The 20,472-nt window shown below is 56.8% G+C and carries 16 protein-coding genes; all 16 read right to left on the bottom strand.

All coding sequences use genetic code 11. From position 1 onward, the window contains the following. Nucleotides 1-182 precede the first annotated feature (182 nt). Complete coding sequence (locus Q7U39_06060) at nucleotides 183-1,625, bottom strand: sigma-54 dependent transcriptional regulator (GenBank protein MDO9117500.1); 1,443 nt, start codon at nucleotides 1,623-1,625, stop codon at nucleotides 183-185. Beyond that, entirely contained in the window at nucleotides 1,622-4,801 is a 3,180-nt protein-coding gene (locus Q7U39_06055; protein ID MDO9117499.1) for a PAS domain S-box protein, read from the bottom strand. The genes Q7U39_06060 and Q7U39_06055 overlap by 4 nt, the downstream gene beginning before the upstream one ends. Before the next feature lie 118 nt (nucleotides 4,802-4,919). Then, complete coding sequence (gene secF / locus Q7U39_06050; protein ID MDO9117498.1) at nucleotides 4,920-5,837, bottom strand: protein translocase subunit SecF; 918 nt, start codon at nucleotides 5,835-5,837, stop codon at nucleotides 4,920-4,922. Nucleotides 5,838-5,892: 55 nt separating this feature from the next. Then, the gene (secD, locus tag Q7U39_06045; protein MDO9117497.1) at nucleotides 5,893-7,536 is read right to left on the bottom strand and encodes a protein translocase subunit SecD; all 1,644 of its coding nucleotides are present in this window, start codon (nucleotides 7,534-7,536) and stop codon (nucleotides 5,893-5,895) included. A gap of 162 nt (nucleotides 7,537-7,698) precedes the next feature. Beyond that, a complete protein-coding gene (yajC, locus tag Q7U39_06040; GenBank protein ID MDO9117496.1) occupies nucleotides 7,699-8,037 on the bottom strand; it encodes a preprotein translocase subunit YajC in 339 nt (112 codons plus the stop codon). Between the two features lie 19 nt (nucleotides 8,038-8,056). Beyond that, nucleotides 8,057-9,223: a tRNA guanosine(34) transglycosylase Tgt gene (tgt, locus tag Q7U39_06035; protein ID MDO9117495.1), complete on the bottom strand. Its 1,167-nt coding sequence runs from the start codon at nucleotides 9,221-9,223 to the stop codon at nucleotides 8,057-8,059. A 17-nt stretch (nucleotides 9,224-9,240) separates the two neighbouring features. Then, complete coding sequence (argS, locus tag Q7U39_06030) at nucleotides 9,241-10,965, bottom strand: arginine--tRNA ligase (protein MDO9117494.1); 1,725 nt, start codon at nucleotides 10,963-10,965, stop codon at nucleotides 9,241-9,243. A gap of 83 nt (nucleotides 10,966-11,048) precedes the next feature. Further along, nucleotides 11,049-12,062 (bottom strand): glycosyltransferase family 9 protein, encoded by a 1,014-nt coding sequence (locus tag Q7U39_06025; protein MDO9117493.1) that lies wholly within the window; start codon nucleotides 12,060-12,062, stop codon nucleotides 11,049-11,051. Then, entirely contained in the window at nucleotides 12,062-12,673 is a 612-nt protein-coding gene (locus Q7U39_06020) for a molybdenum cofactor guanylyltransferase (GenBank protein MDO9117492.1), read from the bottom strand. Before Q7U39_06020 ends, Q7U39_06025 begins: the two co-directional genes overlap by 1 nt. Before the next feature lie 93 nt (nucleotides 12,674-12,766). Beyond that, nucleotides 12,767-14,557: a c-type cytochrome gene (locus tag Q7U39_06015; protein MDO9117491.1), complete on the bottom strand. Its 1,791-nt coding sequence runs from the start codon at nucleotides 14,555-14,557 to the stop codon at nucleotides 12,767-12,769. 37 nt (nucleotides 14,558-14,594) lie between these two features. Continuing rightward, nucleotides 14,595-15,632: a cytochrome c gene (locus tag Q7U39_06010; GenBank protein MDO9117490.1), complete on the bottom strand. Its 1,038-nt coding sequence runs from the start codon at nucleotides 15,630-15,632 to the stop codon at nucleotides 14,595-14,597. A 38-nt stretch (nucleotides 15,633-15,670) separates the two neighbouring features. Then, the gene (locus Q7U39_06005; GenBank protein ID MDO9117489.1) at nucleotides 15,671-16,981 is read right to left on the bottom strand and encodes a c-type cytochrome; all 1,311 of its coding nucleotides are present in this window, start codon (nucleotides 16,979-16,981) and stop codon (nucleotides 15,671-15,673) included. 78 nt (nucleotides 16,982-17,059) lie between these two features. After that, a complete protein-coding gene (locus Q7U39_06000) occupies nucleotides 17,060-18,970 on the bottom strand; it encodes a cytochrome ubiquinol oxidase subunit I (protein MDO9117488.1) in 1,911 nt (636 codons plus the stop codon). Nucleotides 18,971-19,038: 68 nt separating this feature from the next. Then, the gene (locus Q7U39_05995; protein ID MDO9117487.1) at nucleotides 19,039-19,164 is read right to left on the bottom strand and encodes a hypothetical protein; all 126 of its coding nucleotides are present in this window, start codon (nucleotides 19,162-19,164) and stop codon (nucleotides 19,039-19,041) included. Nucleotides 19,165-19,222: 58 nt separating this feature from the next. Further along, the gene (locus Q7U39_05990) at nucleotides 19,223-19,345 is read right to left on the bottom strand and encodes a hypothetical protein (protein ID MDO9117486.1); all 123 of its coding nucleotides are present in this window, start codon (nucleotides 19,343-19,345) and stop codon (nucleotides 19,223-19,225) included. 176 nt (nucleotides 19,346-19,521) lie between these two features. Next, nucleotides 19,522-20,469: an SUMF1/EgtB/PvdO family nonheme iron enzyme gene (locus Q7U39_05985; protein MDO9117485.1), complete on the bottom strand. Its 948-nt coding sequence runs from the start codon at nucleotides 20,467-20,469 to the stop codon at nucleotides 19,522-19,524. Nucleotides 20,470-20,472: the final 3 nt, after the last annotated feature.

Here is a 20,472-nt window from a genome sequence, read left to right as displayed (position 1 = left end):
CGCCCACTGCGCCAGTTGCTGGCGTTCGGGATCAGTCAGCTGCAGGGACGGGGCAATGCGCATAGGCCAGTCCTCCTCTTGGGGAGGAGTATACCCGTACGGTATAATAAGTAAAGCTATTTATGTATCACTACACTAGGGGGAAGGGAGTAAAGACAAGAGAGCCGGAAACAAAATGCTCGCTATTCCTCTTCTCCCTCATCCCTCGCCGAAGGGATGCCGTAGCGTTTGCACTTTTCCCACAAGGCTTTGCGGGAAAGACCGAGGATTTTCGATGCGGTGGTGCGACTCCCCTCCACCCGTTCCAAAACAGAGAGGATGTAGTCCTTCTCAAAGGCTTCTCGGGCGGTCGAAAGCGCGGTGAGAGAGAATTCTTTCTTTTTGGGCTTTCCGGTTAACCCCTCATTACAAAAGCCACAGGACTCTTGCGGCTCACCGCCCAGATAGGGGCAGGCCTGAAAGCCGCACAGATCGGACGGCTGAATCGGCTCCCGGTCGCGGCCCAGCGCCACGGCGCGCTCAACCATATTTTCCAACTCGCGCACATTACCCGGATAGGAATAGCGCAGCAGCAGCTCGCGCGCCGGCTGGGCAAATCCCCGCAGCTTCTTATTCATCTTGGTTGAGCAGGTCTGCAACACATGATCGGCGATGACGGTAATATCCTCCTGCCGCGCGCGCAGCGGTGGAATCACCACCTGCACGACGTTCAAACGGTAGAAGAGATCCTCCCGGAACCGGCCCGCCGCCACTTCTTTCCGCAAGTCTTTTTGCGTCGCGCAGACCAGCCGCACATCCACATCGATCGTCTGGTTACTCCCGACCCGTTCGAACTTCCGCTCTTGGAGCACACGCAGCAGCTTGACCTGCACGACCGGAGAGATTTCCCCGATTTCATCCAGGAACAAGGTGCCACGATTGGCCATTTCGAACCGGCCCCGTCGTTGACGCAACGCGCCGGTGAAGGCGCCCTTTTCATGACCGAACAGCTCCGCCTCCAGCAGCGATTCTGGAAGGGCCGCACAACTCACCTTGATCAAGGGATAGTCCCGCCGCGGGCTGTTCTGATGCACGGCATTGGCCGCCAGCTCTTTCCCTGTCCCGCTTTCGCCCAGGATCAGCACCGTGGAATCCGTGGCCGCGACCGTCTTGATCTTGTCCAGCACCGCCCGCATTTTCGTGTTGGATCCGAGAATACCGCCGAAACTGAACTTATCCTCCAGGATCTCCTTCAGATCCTGATTCTCTTTGCGAAGTGCGACCACGGTTCCCGCCCGTTCGACAATCAGCAACAGCTCATCCATTTTGAACGGCTTGGTAATGTAGTCGAAGGCGCCGAGCTTCATCGCGCCCACGGCGGTTTCGACGGAGCCATGCGCCGTGATCACCACCACTTCGGTCTGCGCCCGCGCCTCTTTCGCTGCCTTCAGCACCGCCAGCCCGTCGGCGCCCGGCAATCGCAGATCGGTGATCACGAGATCGTATTCCCGCCGGCGCGCCTCTTCGATCCCTTCGGTTCCCGTGGCCGCGGCGCAGACGTCATGACCGACCGCTTCAAGCGCATCGACGATGGACAAGCGCATCAAGGGTTCGTCGTCGACGATCAGAATCGTAAGCGGCGTCATGAAACCCGCTCCACCGGCTGCCGCTCGCGGGAGACGGGCAACCAAAGAGTAAAGACTGTGCCTTTGCCGACTTCACTATCCACAAGAATCTTGCCTCCATGACGCTCAACAATCCCGAGACTCACCGACAAACCCAACCCCGTCCCTTCACCTTCGCGCTTGGTCGTGAAGAACGGATCAAAAATCTTCGGCAGCACCGCCGCCGGAATACCGGACCCGGTGTCTCGAATTTCCACCAGACAGATCCCCTCTTCGACCCAGGTCCGGATCGAGAGGACGCCGCCCTCTTTCATCGCCTGGACGGCATTCAAAATCAGATTCATCAAGACTTGCTCGATCATATGCCGGTCGATCATGACCGCCGGCAACCCGTTGCCTAGAGAGGACTCGAGCACAATCCGATTCGGCGCGAACAAATGGGTCGTCAGCACCAGCACCCGTTCGATCACCGTGTTGATGTCGGCCGGCGCAAACTCCGGCTGATGCTGCTGAGAGAAATCCAACAACTGCCGGACGATCTTCTGCACACGGTGCAATCCGTCTTCCATCGAAGCCAAATACTCCTCGCGCCGGGCCGGTGCGATCGTCCCCTTTCCGAGATTGTAGAGGCAGTTCAGGATGCCACCTAACGGATTGTTGATCTCGTGGGCCACTCCCGCCGCGAGCTTGCCGACGGACGCCAATTTCTCCGAATTCCTGATTTGCTGTTCCAGTTTTTTCGTGTCGGTCATATCGCGGGCGATCCCGAGGACGCCAAGTATCTCCCCGTCCACCCCGTGCAACGGCGACACACTCACCATAACAGACCGGGCCTCGCCCGTGCGGGTAACCACTTCGACCTCGTACACCTGCTTTGCGCCGATATCGAGCGTGCTCTTGAGCCGGCGCCCCCGGTGCCGCTTAGATAACAGGGACAGGTAGGGCCGGCCAATGAGGTCGTCTTTCCGGTAACCCCAGGCTTCAATCTTACTGTTGACGTAAGTGAAGCGCTGTTCGGTGTCCAGCGTGTAAATGACATCGTTCGCATTTTCAAGCAGGTTTTCTAGATACTGCTTCGTCTCTTCGATTTCCTTCGTGCGCTCCCGGACTTTCACTTCCAGTTCATCTCGGTAAGACCGCAGCTGCCGTTCCATCCGCTTCCGGTCGGTGATGTCGCGGAGCTGCACCATAATCAACGGGGCCTCGGCGGCGCCGGTGCGAATCAGATCCATTTCAACCGGGGTCTCGACACCGGCGGCGGTGAGAACAGCGATCTCGTGGGTAGGGACCTGCCGCTGCCCTCCGGCCAATTCCATCAACAAGGCACGAACCCCCTCGCGAAACGCGGGCAGAGCGATGTCGAAGATACTGCGCCCAACGACCGACGACTCCGAATAGCCCAAGGCCTGCTCTTCCCGCTGGTTGACCGCCACGATCTTCCCGTCGCGATCCACCATGAAGACGGAGTCGGCCACAAGATCGAAGAGCGCCTTATAGCGCGCCTGCGACGCGACCAACTGCTGAGTCCGCTCGGAGACGGCCGTTTCGAGTTTGCTCGTATATTGCTGAAGCTGCCGCTCCAACTGATGCCGCTCGGTCACGTCCCGTACGAATGCGCGCGTATGGACGATGCCGCCCCCCTCCTGATCGAACAACGCCGTGGCATGGATCTCCACGTCGATCTGACGGCCGTCCTTCGCAAGAAAGATCGTTTCAATGGTGTTGCGGCCTTTCACCATGAGCCGTTCAAGATAGCTCAGGACATGCCCCGCCTGGTCCGGCGGCACCACGTCCCAGAGCCGCATGGCCAACATTTCGTCGAGGCTGTACCCGAGTTTCTCCAGCCCGGTCTGGTTCACATGGACAAATTGCCCTGCCCGGTCCAGCTGATAAATCATTTCCGGGGAATGCTCGATCAGATCCCGATACTTTTCCTCCAACCGCCGCACTTCGAGCATCCGCTGTTCGATTTGCGCAAACGACAACTTTAGATTAGCGGCCATCTGATTGAAGGCGCCGGCCAGGTGTTCGATCTCATCCCCTGTTCGGATCTGCAAGGTCTGATCGAGCCGGCCGCTGGCGATCTCCAGAACACCGTCGTGCAAGATTTTGATCGGCCTGGCGATCCGCCGGGCCACGATCAACCCCGTGCCCACCAGCACGGCAAACACCACCACTCCATACAGCAACACTCGGCCGACGAGACGTCCCAGAGGAGCGTAGGTCTCTTCCGGATCCTGCCGAATGACCGTTACCCATTGTTTTCCGCCCATACTGCCGGGCGCCAGGGGTTCGCTGAACCGCACCGGAGCGAATCCGATCAAGGCATTGTGGCTCCCATGGGAGTCGTCAGGCGCGATGGCCCAACCGGCCTTCTCCTGCACGATGGTCCTGACCAGTTCCGGCGTCATCGTATGCTCTTCAGGCGACAACACCGGACAAATCAAGGAAACGCCGTCGGAGTTGAAGAGCATCGCGTGGCCGGATGAGCCGATCGACACTTCGCCGATCGAATGGAACAGCGTGTCGCGCCGGAGCAAAATGGTCACGGCGCCGATGACCCCCCGGCCACCGTCCTCAATGATCGGCACCGCCACGACCACGACGTGCGTTCCGAAGGCCGGATCGAAGGCGATATCGCTGACGTACGGACGGGATACTTGCGACTTCACCAGCGCCGTCCACCAGGGCGTCTTGCCGTAGAAATACTCCACCTGGGGGATCGAACTCACCACGAGGGCGCCGCGGGCGTCCGTCACCAGAATCCCGACGTAATCGGACTTCCGGATATCGTGCCAGCGGATGAGATAATTCGTGACGATGCGGTTGATGAACAGCGGGAACTCGCTGCGGGTGTCGCGCTGGCGCCAGCGTTGCTGCCAGTCTTTGATCATGGCATCAATCGCACGCTCGTCCTTCCCCTCATAGGTGCGGTTCGACTCCGTCACGGCCGTGCGGAGGAAGGGGGTGGTCCCGAGTTGCTGCGCTTCGTTGATCCCGCGCGTCACATGCATCTCGGTCCGACGCGACGCCTCGACCGCCACTTCCTTGAAATTGGCGCCGATAGCCTCGCGGAGGGCCCGCCGTTCTTCCACGTAACTGAGCAGGAGGGAGAGACTGAGTGGCAGGAGACCCACCATCACGATCGCCGTGATGATTTTCTGCTGGAGACTGTGAGACCGACTCCAGAGTGTCATACTGATGCCCCAAGCAGCATGCGGACAGAAACCGACGGCATCCGGAATCCGGGGGGTTCGCGCCTGCCGACCAACCGGCGTCGGCGCACAGGCGCGAACAACGAGCGCCCCGTTTCCGTTAGCTCCGCTTCATCATCCGTCCGCTGGCGCCCGGCCAGAGGAGAAGCAACGGACTGGCGACGAACACCGACGAATAGGTTCCGAAGATGACGCCACTCAGAAGGGCGAGCGAAAAATCATGCAAGACTTCGCCGCCGGCCAGCGTCAGCGGGATCAGCACCAGCACCACCGTCAAGCTGGTGACAATCGTGCGGCTGAGGACCTGGTTCACCGCGCTGTTGATCATGCTCTCTTCCGAGTCCCGCCGCCTGATCCGCAAGTTTTCTCTGATCCGGTCGAATACCACGACGGTATCGGTCAGTGAATAACCCGCCAGCGTGAGCAACGCCGTCACCACGAGCAGGGTGATTTCTTTATCCAGCAGATAAAAGGCACCCAGCACGGCGAGCACATCGTGGAACGTGGCCAGGGCGGCCGCGACGCCGAAGCGCAACTCGAACCGGGCCGCAATGTACATGATGATTCCGGCAAACGAGATGACGATCGCGATGAGCGCATCTTCCTGCAGCTTCTTCCCGATGGTCGGGCCGATTTCCGTCGACGCATCCACGACAAATTTATTATTCGGGAATTCTTTTGAGAACACCGCCATGACCCGTTCGGCCGTCTTTTCCTCAATGGTGGTCGAGGCTTTAATGCGGACGAGCAATTTATTGTCCTGCCCGAATTCCTGCAACTCCGCATTGCTCAGCCCGTTCGACTCCAGAGCCTTCCGCGCCTCCTCGATCCGAATCGCCTGATCAAACTTGAGCTGCACGGCCGTCCCGCCGGCAAAGTCGATCCCGAGATTGGCGGCCCCGCGCGAGATCTGCACCAGAGCAATCAACCCGAACAACACCATAATGCCCGAAAAGATAAACGCGATCTTGCGCTTACCCATGAAATCGAAGTTTGTTTTTCCGAGAATCTCTAACATGCTCACTCCCTTTTCGTCGTGTTCAGCTCTCAGTCTTCCGCCATCAGCATCACGGCTAAATGCTGAGCGTGTCCACTTTCTTACCTTGATTCAGCAGATCAAATACGACCTTGGTTCCGACGAAGGCCGTGAACAGATTGATCGCGATCCCCAAGCACAACGTCACGGCAAATCCTTTAATCGGACCGGTGCCGAACAAGAACAGCGCCACGCCCGTGATCAACGTCGTCACGTGCGCGTCGATGATCGTGAGCAGCGCCTTGTCATAGCCGCCGTCCACCGCCAGGCGCACGGCTTTTCCTGCCCGCAATTCTTCGCGAATGCGCTCGAAGATCAGCACATTGGAGTCCACGCCCATACCGATGGTCAGCACAATGCCCGCGATGCCCGGCAACGTCAGCGTGGCGTTCAGGGCCGAAAGCGCTCCGAGCAAACAAATCAGGTTGAGCAAGAGCGCGAAATCGGCGATCACTCCGGACAAGCGGTAATACACGATCATAAACACCACCACCAGCAGTCCGGCGATGAAGGTGGATTTCATACCCTGATCGATAGAATCCTGTCCAAGCGACGGCCCGACGGTGAGGTCTTGAATGATCTTCAATGGAGCCGGCAATGCGCCGGCGCGAAGGACGATGGCCAAATCGTTGGCCTCCTGCGTGCTGAACGTCCCGGTGATCTGAGCCCGTCCGCCGGAGATCCGGTCCTGAATTACCGGCGCAGAATAGATCGTGTTGTCGAGCACGACGGCCATGCGCTTCTTGATATTCTCACCGGTGATCCGCTCAAACTCCCGACCGCCTTTGCCGTCAAAGGTAATAGAGACATAGGGGTCGTTGAACTCTCCGATGGAGACCCGCGCGTCGCTCAAGACATCGCCCGTCAGCATCACCCGCTTCTTCACGAGGTACGGCGTCCGGAATTCCCGGCCGGTGTCTTTGTCGACTTGGTGCTCGAACAGGATCTGATCGCCCTCCGGCACCTTGCCCTGGAACTGCGCCAAGACTTCGGCCTCTTTTTCCTTCGGGATGCGGGCAGGGAAATCCATCTTCATCTGATTGTCTTCGTCGAGCATCTTGAACTCGAGCAAGGCGGTTTCCTTGATGAGATCCTTCGCCCGCTTCGGCTCTTTGACACCCGGCAATTGCACGACAATCTGCTTCAATCCCTGACGCTGTACCAGCGGCTCGGACACGCCGAACTGGTCGATCCGGTTCCGAATCGTTTCGAGCGCCTGATTGATCGCCGAATCCTTGATCCGCTTGATCTCCGTCTCGCGCAACTCCCAGACCAGACTGTTGGCCGACCCCGCGGCATCCACTTCAAAGAACGTGGGATACTCATCCACGAGCTTCTGGATCTGCGCTTTCAGTTCGGCGTTGGCAAACTGAATAGTGACCTGATTCGCGGCGGTCCGTTTCACCGATTCAGCCGGCAGCTTCTTGTCGACCAAGACATCCTGCAACGATGCGACCGACCGCTCGACGGCGATCTCGACCGCCCGGTCTTCATCGACCTCCATCACCATGTGAATGCCGCCCTGGAGATCCAACCCCAGCGTAATGCCCTTATCCGGCAGAATCTTCCGCGCCCAGTCGGGCAAGGCCTGATACAACGGCTTGTACGACGGCAGGAAGAACACCACCGACAGCACAACCACCAGTGCAAGCAATGCAAACCGTCCACCAACTTTTTTCATGTCTCTGCCACCCTCTCTTGCAGAATGCTGAAACAGCCCGCCAGCGTCGTTCTCGCCGCGCTCAGAGGCTCACCGTACCGCCGCGTACGCCTCGCCTTTTCGCTTGCTGCGGCCTTGCCGGGCAGCCTGTTCGAGCATTCTCGTGTGATTAACGTCGTCCGGCTACTCTTTGTCGTCGTCTTCCGCCCGTATTTTCGCGATATGCTCTTTCTGAATCTTGACCTTGGTATTGTCGGCAATCTGCAGCGTCACCGTCTCTTTCCCGAGATTCGTGATGGTCCCCCAGAAGCCCGACGCCGTGATGACCTTGTCCCCCTTCTTTAGATCGTCGAGCATCGCCTTTTGCTGCTTTTGCCGCTTCTGCTGCGGCAGAATCAGCAGGAAATAGAAAATCACAAAGATCAGGACAAACGGCACCAACGAGAGCAGCGAACTCGATGTGCTCCCGCCGCCCCCGGGCCCCTCAGCCCACGCCACCGACGCCATCACGACCATCATCATAACTCTGGCTCCCCTTACGCTAGTCGAGGCCGGCCCGCGGTTCCTGCGCGGCGATTGCTGTCTCGCCGCCGGTCCGCTCGGCTTCCGCCCGCGCGCGATAAAACTCCTCGCGCATTGTGAGAAATGTCCCTCGCTCGATCGACGAGCGCACTCGTTGCATCAGATCAGCAAAATACCAAAGGTTGTGAATCGTATTCAGTCGCGATCCGAGCATCTCCTTCACGTTGAAGAGGTGATGCAGATAGGCGCGCGAATAGCGTTTGCATACCGGACAGCCGCAGTCGGGATCGATCGGCCGTTCGTCCTGTTTGAATTGCGCCTGCTTGATGGATACACGGCCGAACCCCGTAAAGAGCCATCCGGTCCGCCCATGGCGGGACGGCACCACGCAATCAAACATATCGACCCCGCGAGCCACCCCTTCGATGAGGTCCTCCGGAAGGCCCACCCCCATCAGATAGCGCGGCTTGGACTCCGGCAGTTCCGGAGCGGTCACATCCAACATCGCATACATATCGGCCTTGCTCTCCCCGACGGACAGTCCACCGATGGCATAGCCTTCAAAATCCAGCGCCACCAGCTCCTGGGCCGACTGTCTCCTGAGATCGGCTTCCAGTCCGCCCTGGACAATGCCGAAGAGCGCCTGATCGTTCCGGCGCCGGCTCGCCTGACAGCGTTTCGCCCACGACGTCGTCCGCCGCAAACCCTCCAGAATCGCCGCGCGCGACGCCGGCAGGGCGACACATTGATCGAACGCCATGATGATATCGGCGCCGAGCGCCTCTTCGATTTCGATCGCCGTTTCGGGCGTGATGAAATGCGTCGAGCCGTCGATGTGCGACTGAAACGTCACGCCCTCATCGGTGATCTTGCAGAGTTTCGCCAAGCTAAAAATCTGAAACCCGCCGCTATCGGTCAGGATCGCGCCAGGCCATCCGGTAAATGCGTGCAACCCGCCCAACTCCGCCACAATTTTATGCCCGGGCCGCAAGTAGAGATGGTACGCATTATTCAGCATGAGCCTGAACCCGAGATCGTGAAGATCCTCGGGCTCCAGCCCTTTCACCGGCCCCAACGACCCCACCGGCATGAACGTGGGCGTGTCGATGACGGCCCGGGCGGTACGGAGCTGTCCCAGCCGCCCCTTGGTCTGTCGGTCCTGCTGTTTGATCGTGAACTGCATCATCGTGCGAGTACGTTCCGTTACATCTGCTCGGGAGCTGAAATCCCCAGGACGGTCAATCCGTTTTTCACGACCTGCTGTACAGCCCGCATCAACACCAACCGAGCTGCCGTCGTCTTAGGAGATATCTCCTCCGCCACGGGCGCGTCGCCGGTCTCCAGATCGGCCGCCGGAGGAAGAATCCGATGCTTGTTGTAAAAAGTGTGCAGCAGGGCCGCGAGCTGCTGAAGATAGTAGGTCAGGCGATGCGGCTCAAACGCCAGCGCGCTCGCCTCCAACACTTCAGGAAACATCGAGAGCTTCCGGATCAAGGCAAGCTCGTCGGGATCGGTCAGCACCGTCAGATCGGCTTCCGCCGCCGTCGGGCAGGCAATTCCACGCGCCGCGGCCACCCGCCAGAGGCTCGCAATCCTGGCATGGACATACTGCACGTAATAGACGGGGTTGTCCGAGGACCGCTGCTTGGCCAACTCCAAATCAAAATCCAAATGCGTGTTCGAATCCCGCATCAGAAAGAAGAACATGGCGGCATCGACACCCACCTCATCGATTACCTCGCGCATCGTAATGAATTCGCCGGAGCGTTTCGACATTTTGACTTCGACGCCGCCTCGCAACAACTTCACGAGTTGCACCAGCACGACCTGTAGCCGCTCTTTCGGATGCCCGTAAGCTTGAATGACCCCCTGCATGCGCGGGATATATCCGTGGTGATCGGCGCCCCAGACATCGATCAACAGGTCATAGCCCCGCTGGAGCTTGTCGCGATGGTACGCGATGTCGGAAGCGAGGTAGGTACATTCGCCGTCCTTTTTGCGGACGACGCGATCCTTTTCATCACCGAATCGGGACGACCGAAACCACCAGGCCCCGTCCTCCTCAAATAAGAGGTCCTGACTCTTTAGCTCTGCGAAAGCCCGCTCGACGGCGCCGGACTCAATGAGCGAGGCTTCGCTGAACCAGGACTCAAACTCAATGCCTAACATCGACAGATCTTCACGAATGCGCTGCAGCAGGGTCCGATAGGCCAGATCACGACAGCGTTGCTCGGCCTCCACCGGAGACATCGTCGCCAGCGTCGCCCCGTCTGACTCCTGAATCTGTTCAGCCGCAAGACGGATATACTCGCCGTGGTAACCGTCTTCCGGAAACGTGACGGGCGTCCCCGCAAGCTCCTGCAACCGTGCGTACACGGAAGCGCCCAGGAGTTTCATCTGTCGGCCGGCGTCATTGATGTAGTATTCACTGACCACGTCGTATCCGACCGCTCTCAGCAGCCGTGCCAATGCTTGACCAACCGCGGCGCCTCGCCCATGCCCCACATGAAGCGGCCCGGTGGGATTGGCACTGACATATTCGACCAACACGCGCTTCCCGACTCCGACCACCGACGTGCCGTAGGCCGCGCCTTTCCGCTCGATGTCCCGCAAAACTTCTAACCAGATGGCAGGCTTGACGGTCAGGTTGAGAAAACCTGGCCGGACGATCTCAACTCGCTCGAATAATTGATCGCGGGTCAACAGATTATCGGCAATGATCTGAGCAATGTCATGGGGTGCGCGTTTCTCTGAGGCCGCGAGAGACATGGCAACAGTAGTGGCAAGGTCACCCCACTCCGGACGCTTGGGCGCATCCAGGGTGACGGTAGGCCAGGACTCGATTTTCAACTGCCCCTTCGCCTTTGCGTCAGAGAGAGCTCCCTGGACCGCATTCGCCACCTGTTCTTGCACAAGCCCCTGCGTCACAAAATCTCCTAAGTCCTTAGAGAAGAAAGAGAAAAACAATTTTGCACTGTAGCATATGGTACATAGTGTGACAAGGTGAGGCGTCAGGAATTTGTTACCCGACGGTAGCGAAAATCGACGGTATCAAGCGCCTCGAAAACCTTCTCCGGCATCACATTCAGACAAGACTTTGCCGCACAGACTCGCACCGCGTCCCAGCCTACGCACAAGCAGCCTCCTCCCCTCACGACAGTCACTTGCTCCCCGCGCGGAGCCCATTGCCGCTCATCGGTTGGCCCGAACATCGCCACCGTCGGCACGCCCAGGAGGGCAGCCAGGTGGGTCACGCCAGAATCGTGGCCGATATACCCCTGTGCCTGCGCCAGGATCGCGGCAAGCATCGTGATGGACGGAGGGCGAAGCATCAACATTCCCGGAAGACCCAGAGCCTGGATGGCGGCCTCGGCTTGCTCATCAGCAGGCCCTAGCACCATCACAGGTAAGAACCGCTTCGCCTGACATCCCCGAATAAGCATGCCCCACGTCTCCGCTCGCACACACTTGTGCGTGCTTCCGCTTCCCGGGTGGCACATGATCAGAGGCGCCGTTTGTTCGATCCCGACGGCACGAAGTGCGTCCATCCCCGCCTGCAGCACCTGATCGGGAAGACGGAGACGGATGGAAGGGTTCGCACCGACCGGAAATTCCCCCTTTAGCGTCTCCAGAAACCGATCGCTTTGGTGATGCCCCCCGGCATCAGCCGGCGATTGCAACATCACACGTGGAACTCCCACCTCCTGGAGCCCACGCCGGATCGAACCATCCCGATCACTCAGCCATCCAACCACAAGATCGCATCGCCTCAAGAGGTCATGCGGTAGATCTGAAATCTGCACCCTTCCGGAAAACAGCGCGCTGAACCGGCTTGATTCGATCGGCAAAGATTGATCGATCACCCCGCACTGACCCAGTAGATGCCCTACGTCAGACCCCGCGAGCAGGATCATCTTGTGTTGCGGGAAGGCACTCCGCAGGACGGCCATTGCACCAATCGACAGCAACACATCACCCAGTCCGCCAGGGTGAATCACCAGGATCGTGCGCTGGGAGGCGGGCATTATCGAGTCAATGAACGGTTACGAAGTGCGGCTCTCGCCGCGGCGAGATCAGCCGGCGTGTTCACATTCTGAAACGATCGGGCGAGGGCATCACGCTCGCCCCACTCGTCGGCCAAAACGACGGTTGTGTGGAGTGAGGGTTCTGAGACAATCTGTTGGATCTTCAGAGTATGCATGGTGGCCATGCGCTCCAGGACAGGCAATGCGCGTTTACTATAGAGCGCGTGAAGAGATTGCAGCCCGGTCGGCAAACGTGCCATCACAATGTCTGCTGCAGGATCGCGATCGACAAACCAGCGGATCATGTCGGGATTCAGAAACGGCATATCACAGGCCACGACGAAAATACGCTGCTCCGAAGCCTTTACCAAACCTGTGTAGAGGCCGCCGAGACTTCCACAACCTGCAATGAGATCTCTGTGAACGAGGCATCCGGAGACTGTGAGCGGCGGACTATCCTGCGCAATAATCACGAGCACTTCAGGAAAGAGCTGAGCCATCACCGAGGTCGTTCGCGTCAATAACGTCTCCTCCCCGACCAGTAGGAAACGCTTATCCTCCCCCATCCGCCGGCTCTTGCCGCCGGCCAGCACGACTCCAGTGACATTCATACAGATCTACCGCTTCATGGCGTGAAAACACGAAGGGGGTGGGTTTCCCCACCCCCTTCATTCGCTGCTCAGCCACTCACGTACAGAGTGCGCTTAGAGCGTCTTGCCCTTCCGCTTGTTTGCGCGGCGCGTCAAGACCCATGCTTCCAACAGCACGATCCCGCCGGCAATGACGAACGGATAGATATACACTTCACGGGGCGTCGGCGGCTGCATGAACGTGTAGTAGAAAGCCGAGACGGCCATCTTGCGTCCTGCATCACCGTTATGACCATCCCAGGCAAAGAACACGGTCGGGATGTATTTCCCCATTTCGAACAGCGTATCTTCGTCATAATCCTGGTCCTTCTTGTTTCCGACTGGACGCTGAATCATGACGTACCAACGACCGTTCTTCCATTCAGACTTGAGAATCTTTAGATTCTCTTCATAGCTATCGCGCTCTTCGAAATCCTTATCCCAACCGGTTCCCTTGAAAGCCCGGAGAGATCCGTCAGCTTCCCACTTCACAATATCCACGGGATATTGCTCATTGCTTCCGAAGAGATACCGCGGCTTGATCGGAGCAGGAAGATCCTGCCACTTGACCGGCGTCTCAATTGCGACCGCGTCATTGTACACTGCGTAATTATTTTGATGCGCGGCGATAGATCCTTCTTCACCGGTCTTCGGATCCTGCTCCTTCACATCGATATTCACTTGAGTCGGAGCCCAGGGCAACTTCCCTTCGGCCACGCTCTTGGTACGATCGTCCCATTCGATCAAGTACACAATCGACTTTTCGTTATACAGCGACCGAACCCAGAGATCATCGATCCGGTTCACGAAGTTACGCGGCTTGTGCGTGATCTGACCACCCATGGCGATAAGGCGCTTTTGGGTTTTCTGCCAGGCTTCGTTCTCGATATCCGTGGGGATCTCACCTTCCACCGGATTCGAGGGAAGCACGAAGTTGACTTTCGGCTTATCCGTCTGTGGATCGATTGAGAGCGGATTCCCTTGAGCATCTCTTTCGCACAAGGAGTTCACAAAGTTCGCAATATCCCAACGATCATCGACTGACGTGCTATCCGCAAACGACGGCATCGGAGTTCCATTGACGCCGGTCGAGAAGGTCCGGAAAATATTCTTCACATTGTACGGATCCTGCCGGCTTCCACGGAAATTCCAGCACTTGTGCCAATTGGCAGGCTGAATCGAGAAACCCCAGTCATCCTTCAGATTGAAGGCGTTACCATCGCCACGGCCTTCCATGCCATGACATTCCACGCACTTCTTTTCTACGATCAGCTCGGATCCTCTCTTCTTGCTTTCCTCTGTCGCCTCTTTCGGCTTCAAATCGGCCATCTGAAGAATCGTCTGGGATTCCGACTGCTTATCGGTGAATTTCCGATCCTTCACCAACTGCGTAGTGACGAAGGACAACACCTGAAGGCGTTGCTCTTCGGTCAAAATACCTTCCCATGAAGGCATCGCAGAACCAGGCAAACCATGGGTCACCGTCTCAAAAAGGTCGTTTTGCCCGGGAGTCGGCTTTTTGGCATCAAACAACGGCAGTTCACCGCTGGCAGTATGCCGGATCTTGAAAGTCCCCTGGTTGAAGTTGCGGGGACGCGGCCAGAGTCGGTCGGCGCCGGGCCCGTCGCCGGCTCCATCCACTCCATGACACCAGACGCACTTGGTAAAGTAGACGCGCTTCCCGGCCTCGATCATGTCTGCAGCCGGCTCTGGCGCCAGTTCACCCTTCTTAAATCCCTGCGGAACTTCCTCGGCAGATGCCGAGAGGACCAACGGGCCGGCAGAGAAAAGAGCCAGTCCAAAGGCCGAGGCAAGGACGATCCCTGCTTTTTTGCCCATCGACGTATTCATCATTTTTTTCCTCATGTCGTAATCCAGGGTTATCCGTTATGCCAGTGGACTTTTAGTCCCAGGTCCTGGGGTAGTAACCCGTATGCCAATACTCAAACAAAATGACCTTCCAGATCTCGTCGACGGTCAAATGCTGTTCCCATGGCGGCATCACTGAGGCCCAGGGGAAACCTTCGTTCGGCAATCCAATACCACCCTTGGCAACGCGCCAGAAAATGAAGGTCTCCTGGAGCTGAGCGATTGTGCCTGGATCGGTAAAGTTCGCAGGAATCGGGTTAAACGCAAAGGCGTGAAGACCACGACCATTTAAATTGTCGCCGTGGCAGAAGTGGCAGTTCTGGAAGAAGATTTCTCCACCTTCCTTCACATACTTCAGATAGCCCTGATTCTTCTCATCCCACGGATTGGCATTCGGGGCCATCAAGCGCCCCATGCCCTGCTCAACGATCAGCTTGTTGCTATATTCCTGATCAAACTTCCCTTCCGGGTTGACCCGGTACGGATTCTGGGAGGTCTGGAGAGTGTAGGTCTTACCATGAACTTTCGTGCTGGCCGGAGGGGCCGGATGCACCGTTCGCAACTCAACCGGCTCTTCCGACGTTGGCTTCATCGCATTGAAGGAGGTGAAACCAACAAGAACCGGAATCAGAACGAGATACGCGTAGCGGAGCATCTTGTTTGCTCCACTCTGGGCATCGAGAACGTTCATGATCGGCTGCTTAAACTTTTTCCAGTCGTCCTCGTTCGCGGACACCCACATAAAGACCGCGACGAGCGACACCGTACCATACATGGCTCGAACGCTGAACGGGATGGGCGGATAGACGCGGAATTTCAAATAGAGCAACACAAAAGCCCAGAACCCGATTCCCTGCCAGAAGCGGGGAACCGCCATACCCATTGAACTGAGCATGTAGCTCAACCCGGCAAAGCCGACAACGAAGCAGGCTACCTCAACCAACATCTGGATCGGCATGTAGCCTTCGACTAAGCGGACGGTATTCGACGGGACGACGTCGAGGATCATCCCGACTAGCAGGAGGAGCGCAATAGCTCCTACCAGCGCGCCGACTGACATCAATGCTTTCATGAGTTCACTCCCTTTGGTCTAAAAGATTCACAGCTCAGTTACGAAATCTTTGGAGGCTCTTTTCCCTCGTAGACTTGCGAGAGATAATCCACAATCTTCTTGAGCGCTCCCGCACTGAGTTTCTGACCAAACACCTTGGGCATCGTATTATCAGGGAATGGCTTCACCACATAGGCACTGGGTGATACGATCGACTCCATAATGTAGTCGGATGTCGACTTGGCCGTTCCCTTATACTCCTTGTCCTTAATGCGACCAGGTGCATTCGTCCCCTCAACCAGCTTAGGGCCGATTGTCCCATTCGCACCCGGGATTCCAGGAATCGTGTGGCAAGATACGCACTGTGCTTTTGCAAATATCTGGTCCACAGGCTCGGTCCCGTCAGCCATAAGAGCACTAGGCGGCCCGGTTTTTTCTTCCTGCTTCTTCGGCCGATCCGCTTCAGGAATAAACTTCTCGTACGACTTCACAATCTCGTCGAAAGATGGAGCATCACGGCCTTCGCGGACATACAACCATGTATCCACGGCTGCGAGCTCATCAAGGCTGAGCGATATCGGCGGCTTGTGAATCGCCGGCATCGGGCTTTCCTTGTCATTGGTTCCCTTCACGCCGAAACCAGCCACGACGTAGCAGTTCGGGCAGGCGTGCGACTCAGCAATATACTCCTGTCCATTTTCAGCAGTGCCTGATCCAGGGAACGCTTCCTTTTGGGCATAGTCACGCTTGGCGGCATTGCCCTTCGAATATTTCGGATCTTCAAGACGCTCTTTGCCGGCGCGCTCGGGCAAGCCGCTCAGATTGGGAGCACGTTCACCCAACATGCCAGCATGGAATGCGTGACAGAGCGGACACTGGCCTTTGCCGATAGCACCCTGCTCTTTGTTTTTCCCAACGCCACCGAAAATAATCTTCTCGCCTTCATCGGCCAGCTGTTGCGCCGTCATACCGCTATACTCGAGCTTCTCTTCCTTCGGCGGGAAGCCACCTTCGACCTGCGGCAACCAGTTTCCATAACCGGAAAGAAACGCGGCCACAAAAAACATGAGCCCGCCGATTTTGAGCAATGCCCCAAAATTAGGGAAATAAATCGCTACCATAAAGGAAGCGGCGGTAATCATCACAAGCGAGACCGGCAAGAGCCGATTCTCGCCGTAAAAATTACCCGTGTAATTTACGATCGCAATAAACAAAAGAAACGTTGCCGCCATCCCAATGATCGTCTTGAGCGTGGCCCGCTTCTTTGCAACGGGATCACTGATGGAAAATTGGAAATACACCAAGAGGCCGGCCAGCAACGCCAGTGCCGGCCACCCCATCGCTAGTGCTTGATTAATCAAATCGCCCACGGTTTTAACCTCCTGCGGCTACACCGGGGGAAGGCGCTTGCACGGCCTCCCCCCTGAGCCAGTTGCTCAATAAGATGGTTAGTGGCTACCTGCCGGCTGAGGCGCGCTACCAGGAACCCCCGCCTTCTCACCAGCCGGAGCCTTCTTTGCCGCTAAGCTTCCAAGCCAGAATACGAAAAGAATACTGATCCAGAAGAACAGCACGTTAAAAGAAATCATGTTCGCAGCAAATCCAACCGTGTGCGTATAGGCCCACGGTGAATTGTCCCGCATGATTTCATTCACGTGCCAGAAGAGGCGAACCGATGAGCGAATGTATCCCATCAAGCCCATCATCCAGGTAAATGCTGTCGCCAACATGATCAGCGCATACTGCGAGCGGGCAGAGATCTTACCCCACTCGATCGGCCCCATTTGTTTGGCACCCTTCATCATGACGCTGTTCAAAGCGAACATGAAGAAGAGACAGGAGAGCGTTGTCGCCACCTGCGGGACAGACAATCCAACTCGGACGTTAGCCGGGATGTAGTATCCGTAAATCGCCAGCCCAATAATATTGACGTAGGCGAAGAAGAAGAAACATCCCATAAAGATGTTCCCGAATTTCGACCAAGAGACAGTCGAAATCTTGTTGCCGCGCATATACCAGACGAAGCTCAACACCGTGGTGGTGATGATGACGTTGATGCCGCCGTTTTTCGCCGACATGACGCCATAGTTACCCAACACCGGGTGCTGCTGTCCGCCCATGGCCTTCAATTCCGCCGGAGTCATGACCATCGTGTGCGGCGTAATAAAGACCAAATACCCGCAAGCGAGGATAAACACCAGGTACTTGATGTAACGTTGATACTTCTCCGCTCCACGCATGCGTCCCATCGCCTGCCACAAATAGTAGTTTGTGCTCAGGAACAAAATACCGATCATGGTGGCCTGAATAATGAAGAGCCAGGCCAACAATCCACCCATGAGCGTAATGCCCATCTGTTGGCGATACGCATAGACTTCGCGCATGAGCCAGTAACCGGCAAACGGCAACGGGATCAAGAACGCGACACCGAGCGCCATCGCGATGTAGCCCATCCAATCATAGTGGGCGCGATCCTCATCGGTCTTCGACGCTAAGAACTTGTACGCCGCGTAAGCCGCAACCACGCCACCACCGAAGGCCATATTGCCAAGGATGCGATGGAGGTTGAGCGGGTTCCACAATGCCGTATGAAGAACGTGCCAGATATTTCCAAGGAACCGCCCCTGCTCGTCAACACCGGCCGGAGACATCATGAATCCGATCCACGAGTTCGCCAGGAACATGAGCAAGGTCCCGATGATGTTCAAAATCACCGACATGCTCAGATGGATCCACTTCAGGAATCCCTCTTTCATCTTGTCCCAGCCGTAGTAGTAGATGTAGAGGGTGCCGCTCTCAGCCACGAACATCAACGCATAGATGTGCATGACCGGACGGAAAATGCTGGACAGATAACCGAAAAACGCAGGATAGAGAGTGAGGAAGGTAAAGATCAGAATACCGCCAAGCACGGCCGTCAACGAGTACGCCGTCAGACTGATCTTAATAAAGTCATAGGCAAGCTGATCATACCGCTTCGCCAACGCCTTATCCTTCGTCACCACACCCATGAATTCGACGACCATGCAGAAAATCGGAACGGCGAGCACGAAGCTGCCGTAGTATAGATGCTGCTGGTTCGCGAACCAGAGGAGCACGCGACTCTCGAAGTTATACCGGGGATAATCCCTCGGGCCGTCAACTGTCTTCGGGGCAGGCGCGCCAACCACGATACCTTCCGTCTTATAATAGACGTCACGCCCCTTCTCAACCTTCGCATCCTCCTTCTTTGCCGCGTCAGGCGCATCCGCACCGATTGCCAGTGACGGAAGCGACACCACCACAGGAAACAGGAGGAGGCCAACCATCGCGCAGAGCGCCATGATTGAGAACACTTTCTTCCGGGTTACAAGACCCATGGGATACCTCCTTAATGCTTTACGAAAAAGATTCATCACAAGCCCCAAAAATCCTACGCAGCGCCAAACTACTTACGGAACATGTACCAGAAGTCCAGGCCCTGCATATCCATCAGAAAATGGTCAACCATCAGGAAGTATCCTACGCAGATCGCCACAGAGATAATCCCATACAGAATATTCTGCCCCATCATCTCCTCCTCATCAGATCGATCAAAGTTTCACAACCGTCAGACTCGCAGCGGCCCTGAACTAGCAGGGGCACTGAATGCCAGCAAACCAATAGAAAAACCACAAACCAACCGCGCAAGTGATGTAGAAAATCATCTTGCCGACCTTAACCATCAAATCGCTGTCTGCTGTTGCCGTCGCCATCTTGCCTCCCCTTCCATGCTCGAAATAGTGAGTGAAGCCCGTGAATTCCTTGACACCCAAAAACCTGTGTGTTATTCAAAATTCCTTAGCTGGCGGCCATAACAACACAAGGAAACCCATGACAAAAAACTCAAAAATTTTCGACATTATAGTTTTGGCCGGTATGGTTGTCAATATCATTTTGGCCGTGTTTCTGATTCTCTACTACTTTGATTTTCTATAGATTTCTCGCTGCGATTCGCCGTCTCACCCACGCCATTTTCCACTGACATCGCGCACCGAAATCCGATCGTTTCATCACGAAAATCCGGGACCATTTTGCTTCGACTGGTGAGGCGAAGATCGCCCCCAGTCGTCGTATACGCACCCCCCCGCATCGTTCGATAGACGCCATACTCCGGACTTGGCGGATTTCGGTCTGGCGATTCCTTGTAATACCCCTCCGCATACCAGTCCTGGACCCATTCCATGACATTTCCCGCCCCATCCATGACACCGTAGGGACTTATGTCTGCCTTGAATGATCCCGCAGGAGCACTCGCCTCGAATCCGTCGTTGACTCGCGCCCAGTTGGCCCCATCAGGCTGTTCCGTATTTCCCCAAGGCCACAGTCGACCATCTGTACCACGCATGGCTTTTTCCCATTCTGCTTCTGTAGGCAGCCGCCTGCTCTTCCACTGACAGTAGGCCACGGCATCGTCCCATGACACATAGATAGCCGGTTGATTCGGGCCGCGCATTTTGGACACATTCTTGGCGTATCGAGAAGGAGGCCCCGCCTTCCGGTGACCGGTGGCCGCAGCAAACTGCCCATACTGCGAATTGGTTACTTCGTAGCGGTCGATTCGAAATGCATCGAGGAAGATCTCCCTGGGCGGCCCTTCGTCAAGCCCACCCATATCGGTCCCACGCAGAAAGGTCCCGGCAGGAATCAGGATCATTTCTTCATCTATCGCCGCTTCAGCTGCAGCAGGCATGTCACCAGGCTGTACCGAAACCGGGGAACCGGGATCACTCTCTTCGAAAGGAGTCGTAGTCGTCCCGCGAAGGATGGCAATAATCGGCATGGCCGCAAACAGCAAGACCACGATAAGAAACACCACCTTGAATCTGGTTTCCAGCATGAC

It is taken from the genome of Nitrospira sp. (genome assembly GCA_030653545.1).
Taxonomy (GTDB): Bacteria; Nitrospirota; Nitrospiria; order Nitrospirales; family Nitrospiraceae; genus Nitrospira_D.
The sequence above is the reverse complement of the archived record's forward strand: the minus strand, read 5'-3'. Positions and strand labels throughout refer to the sequence as shown.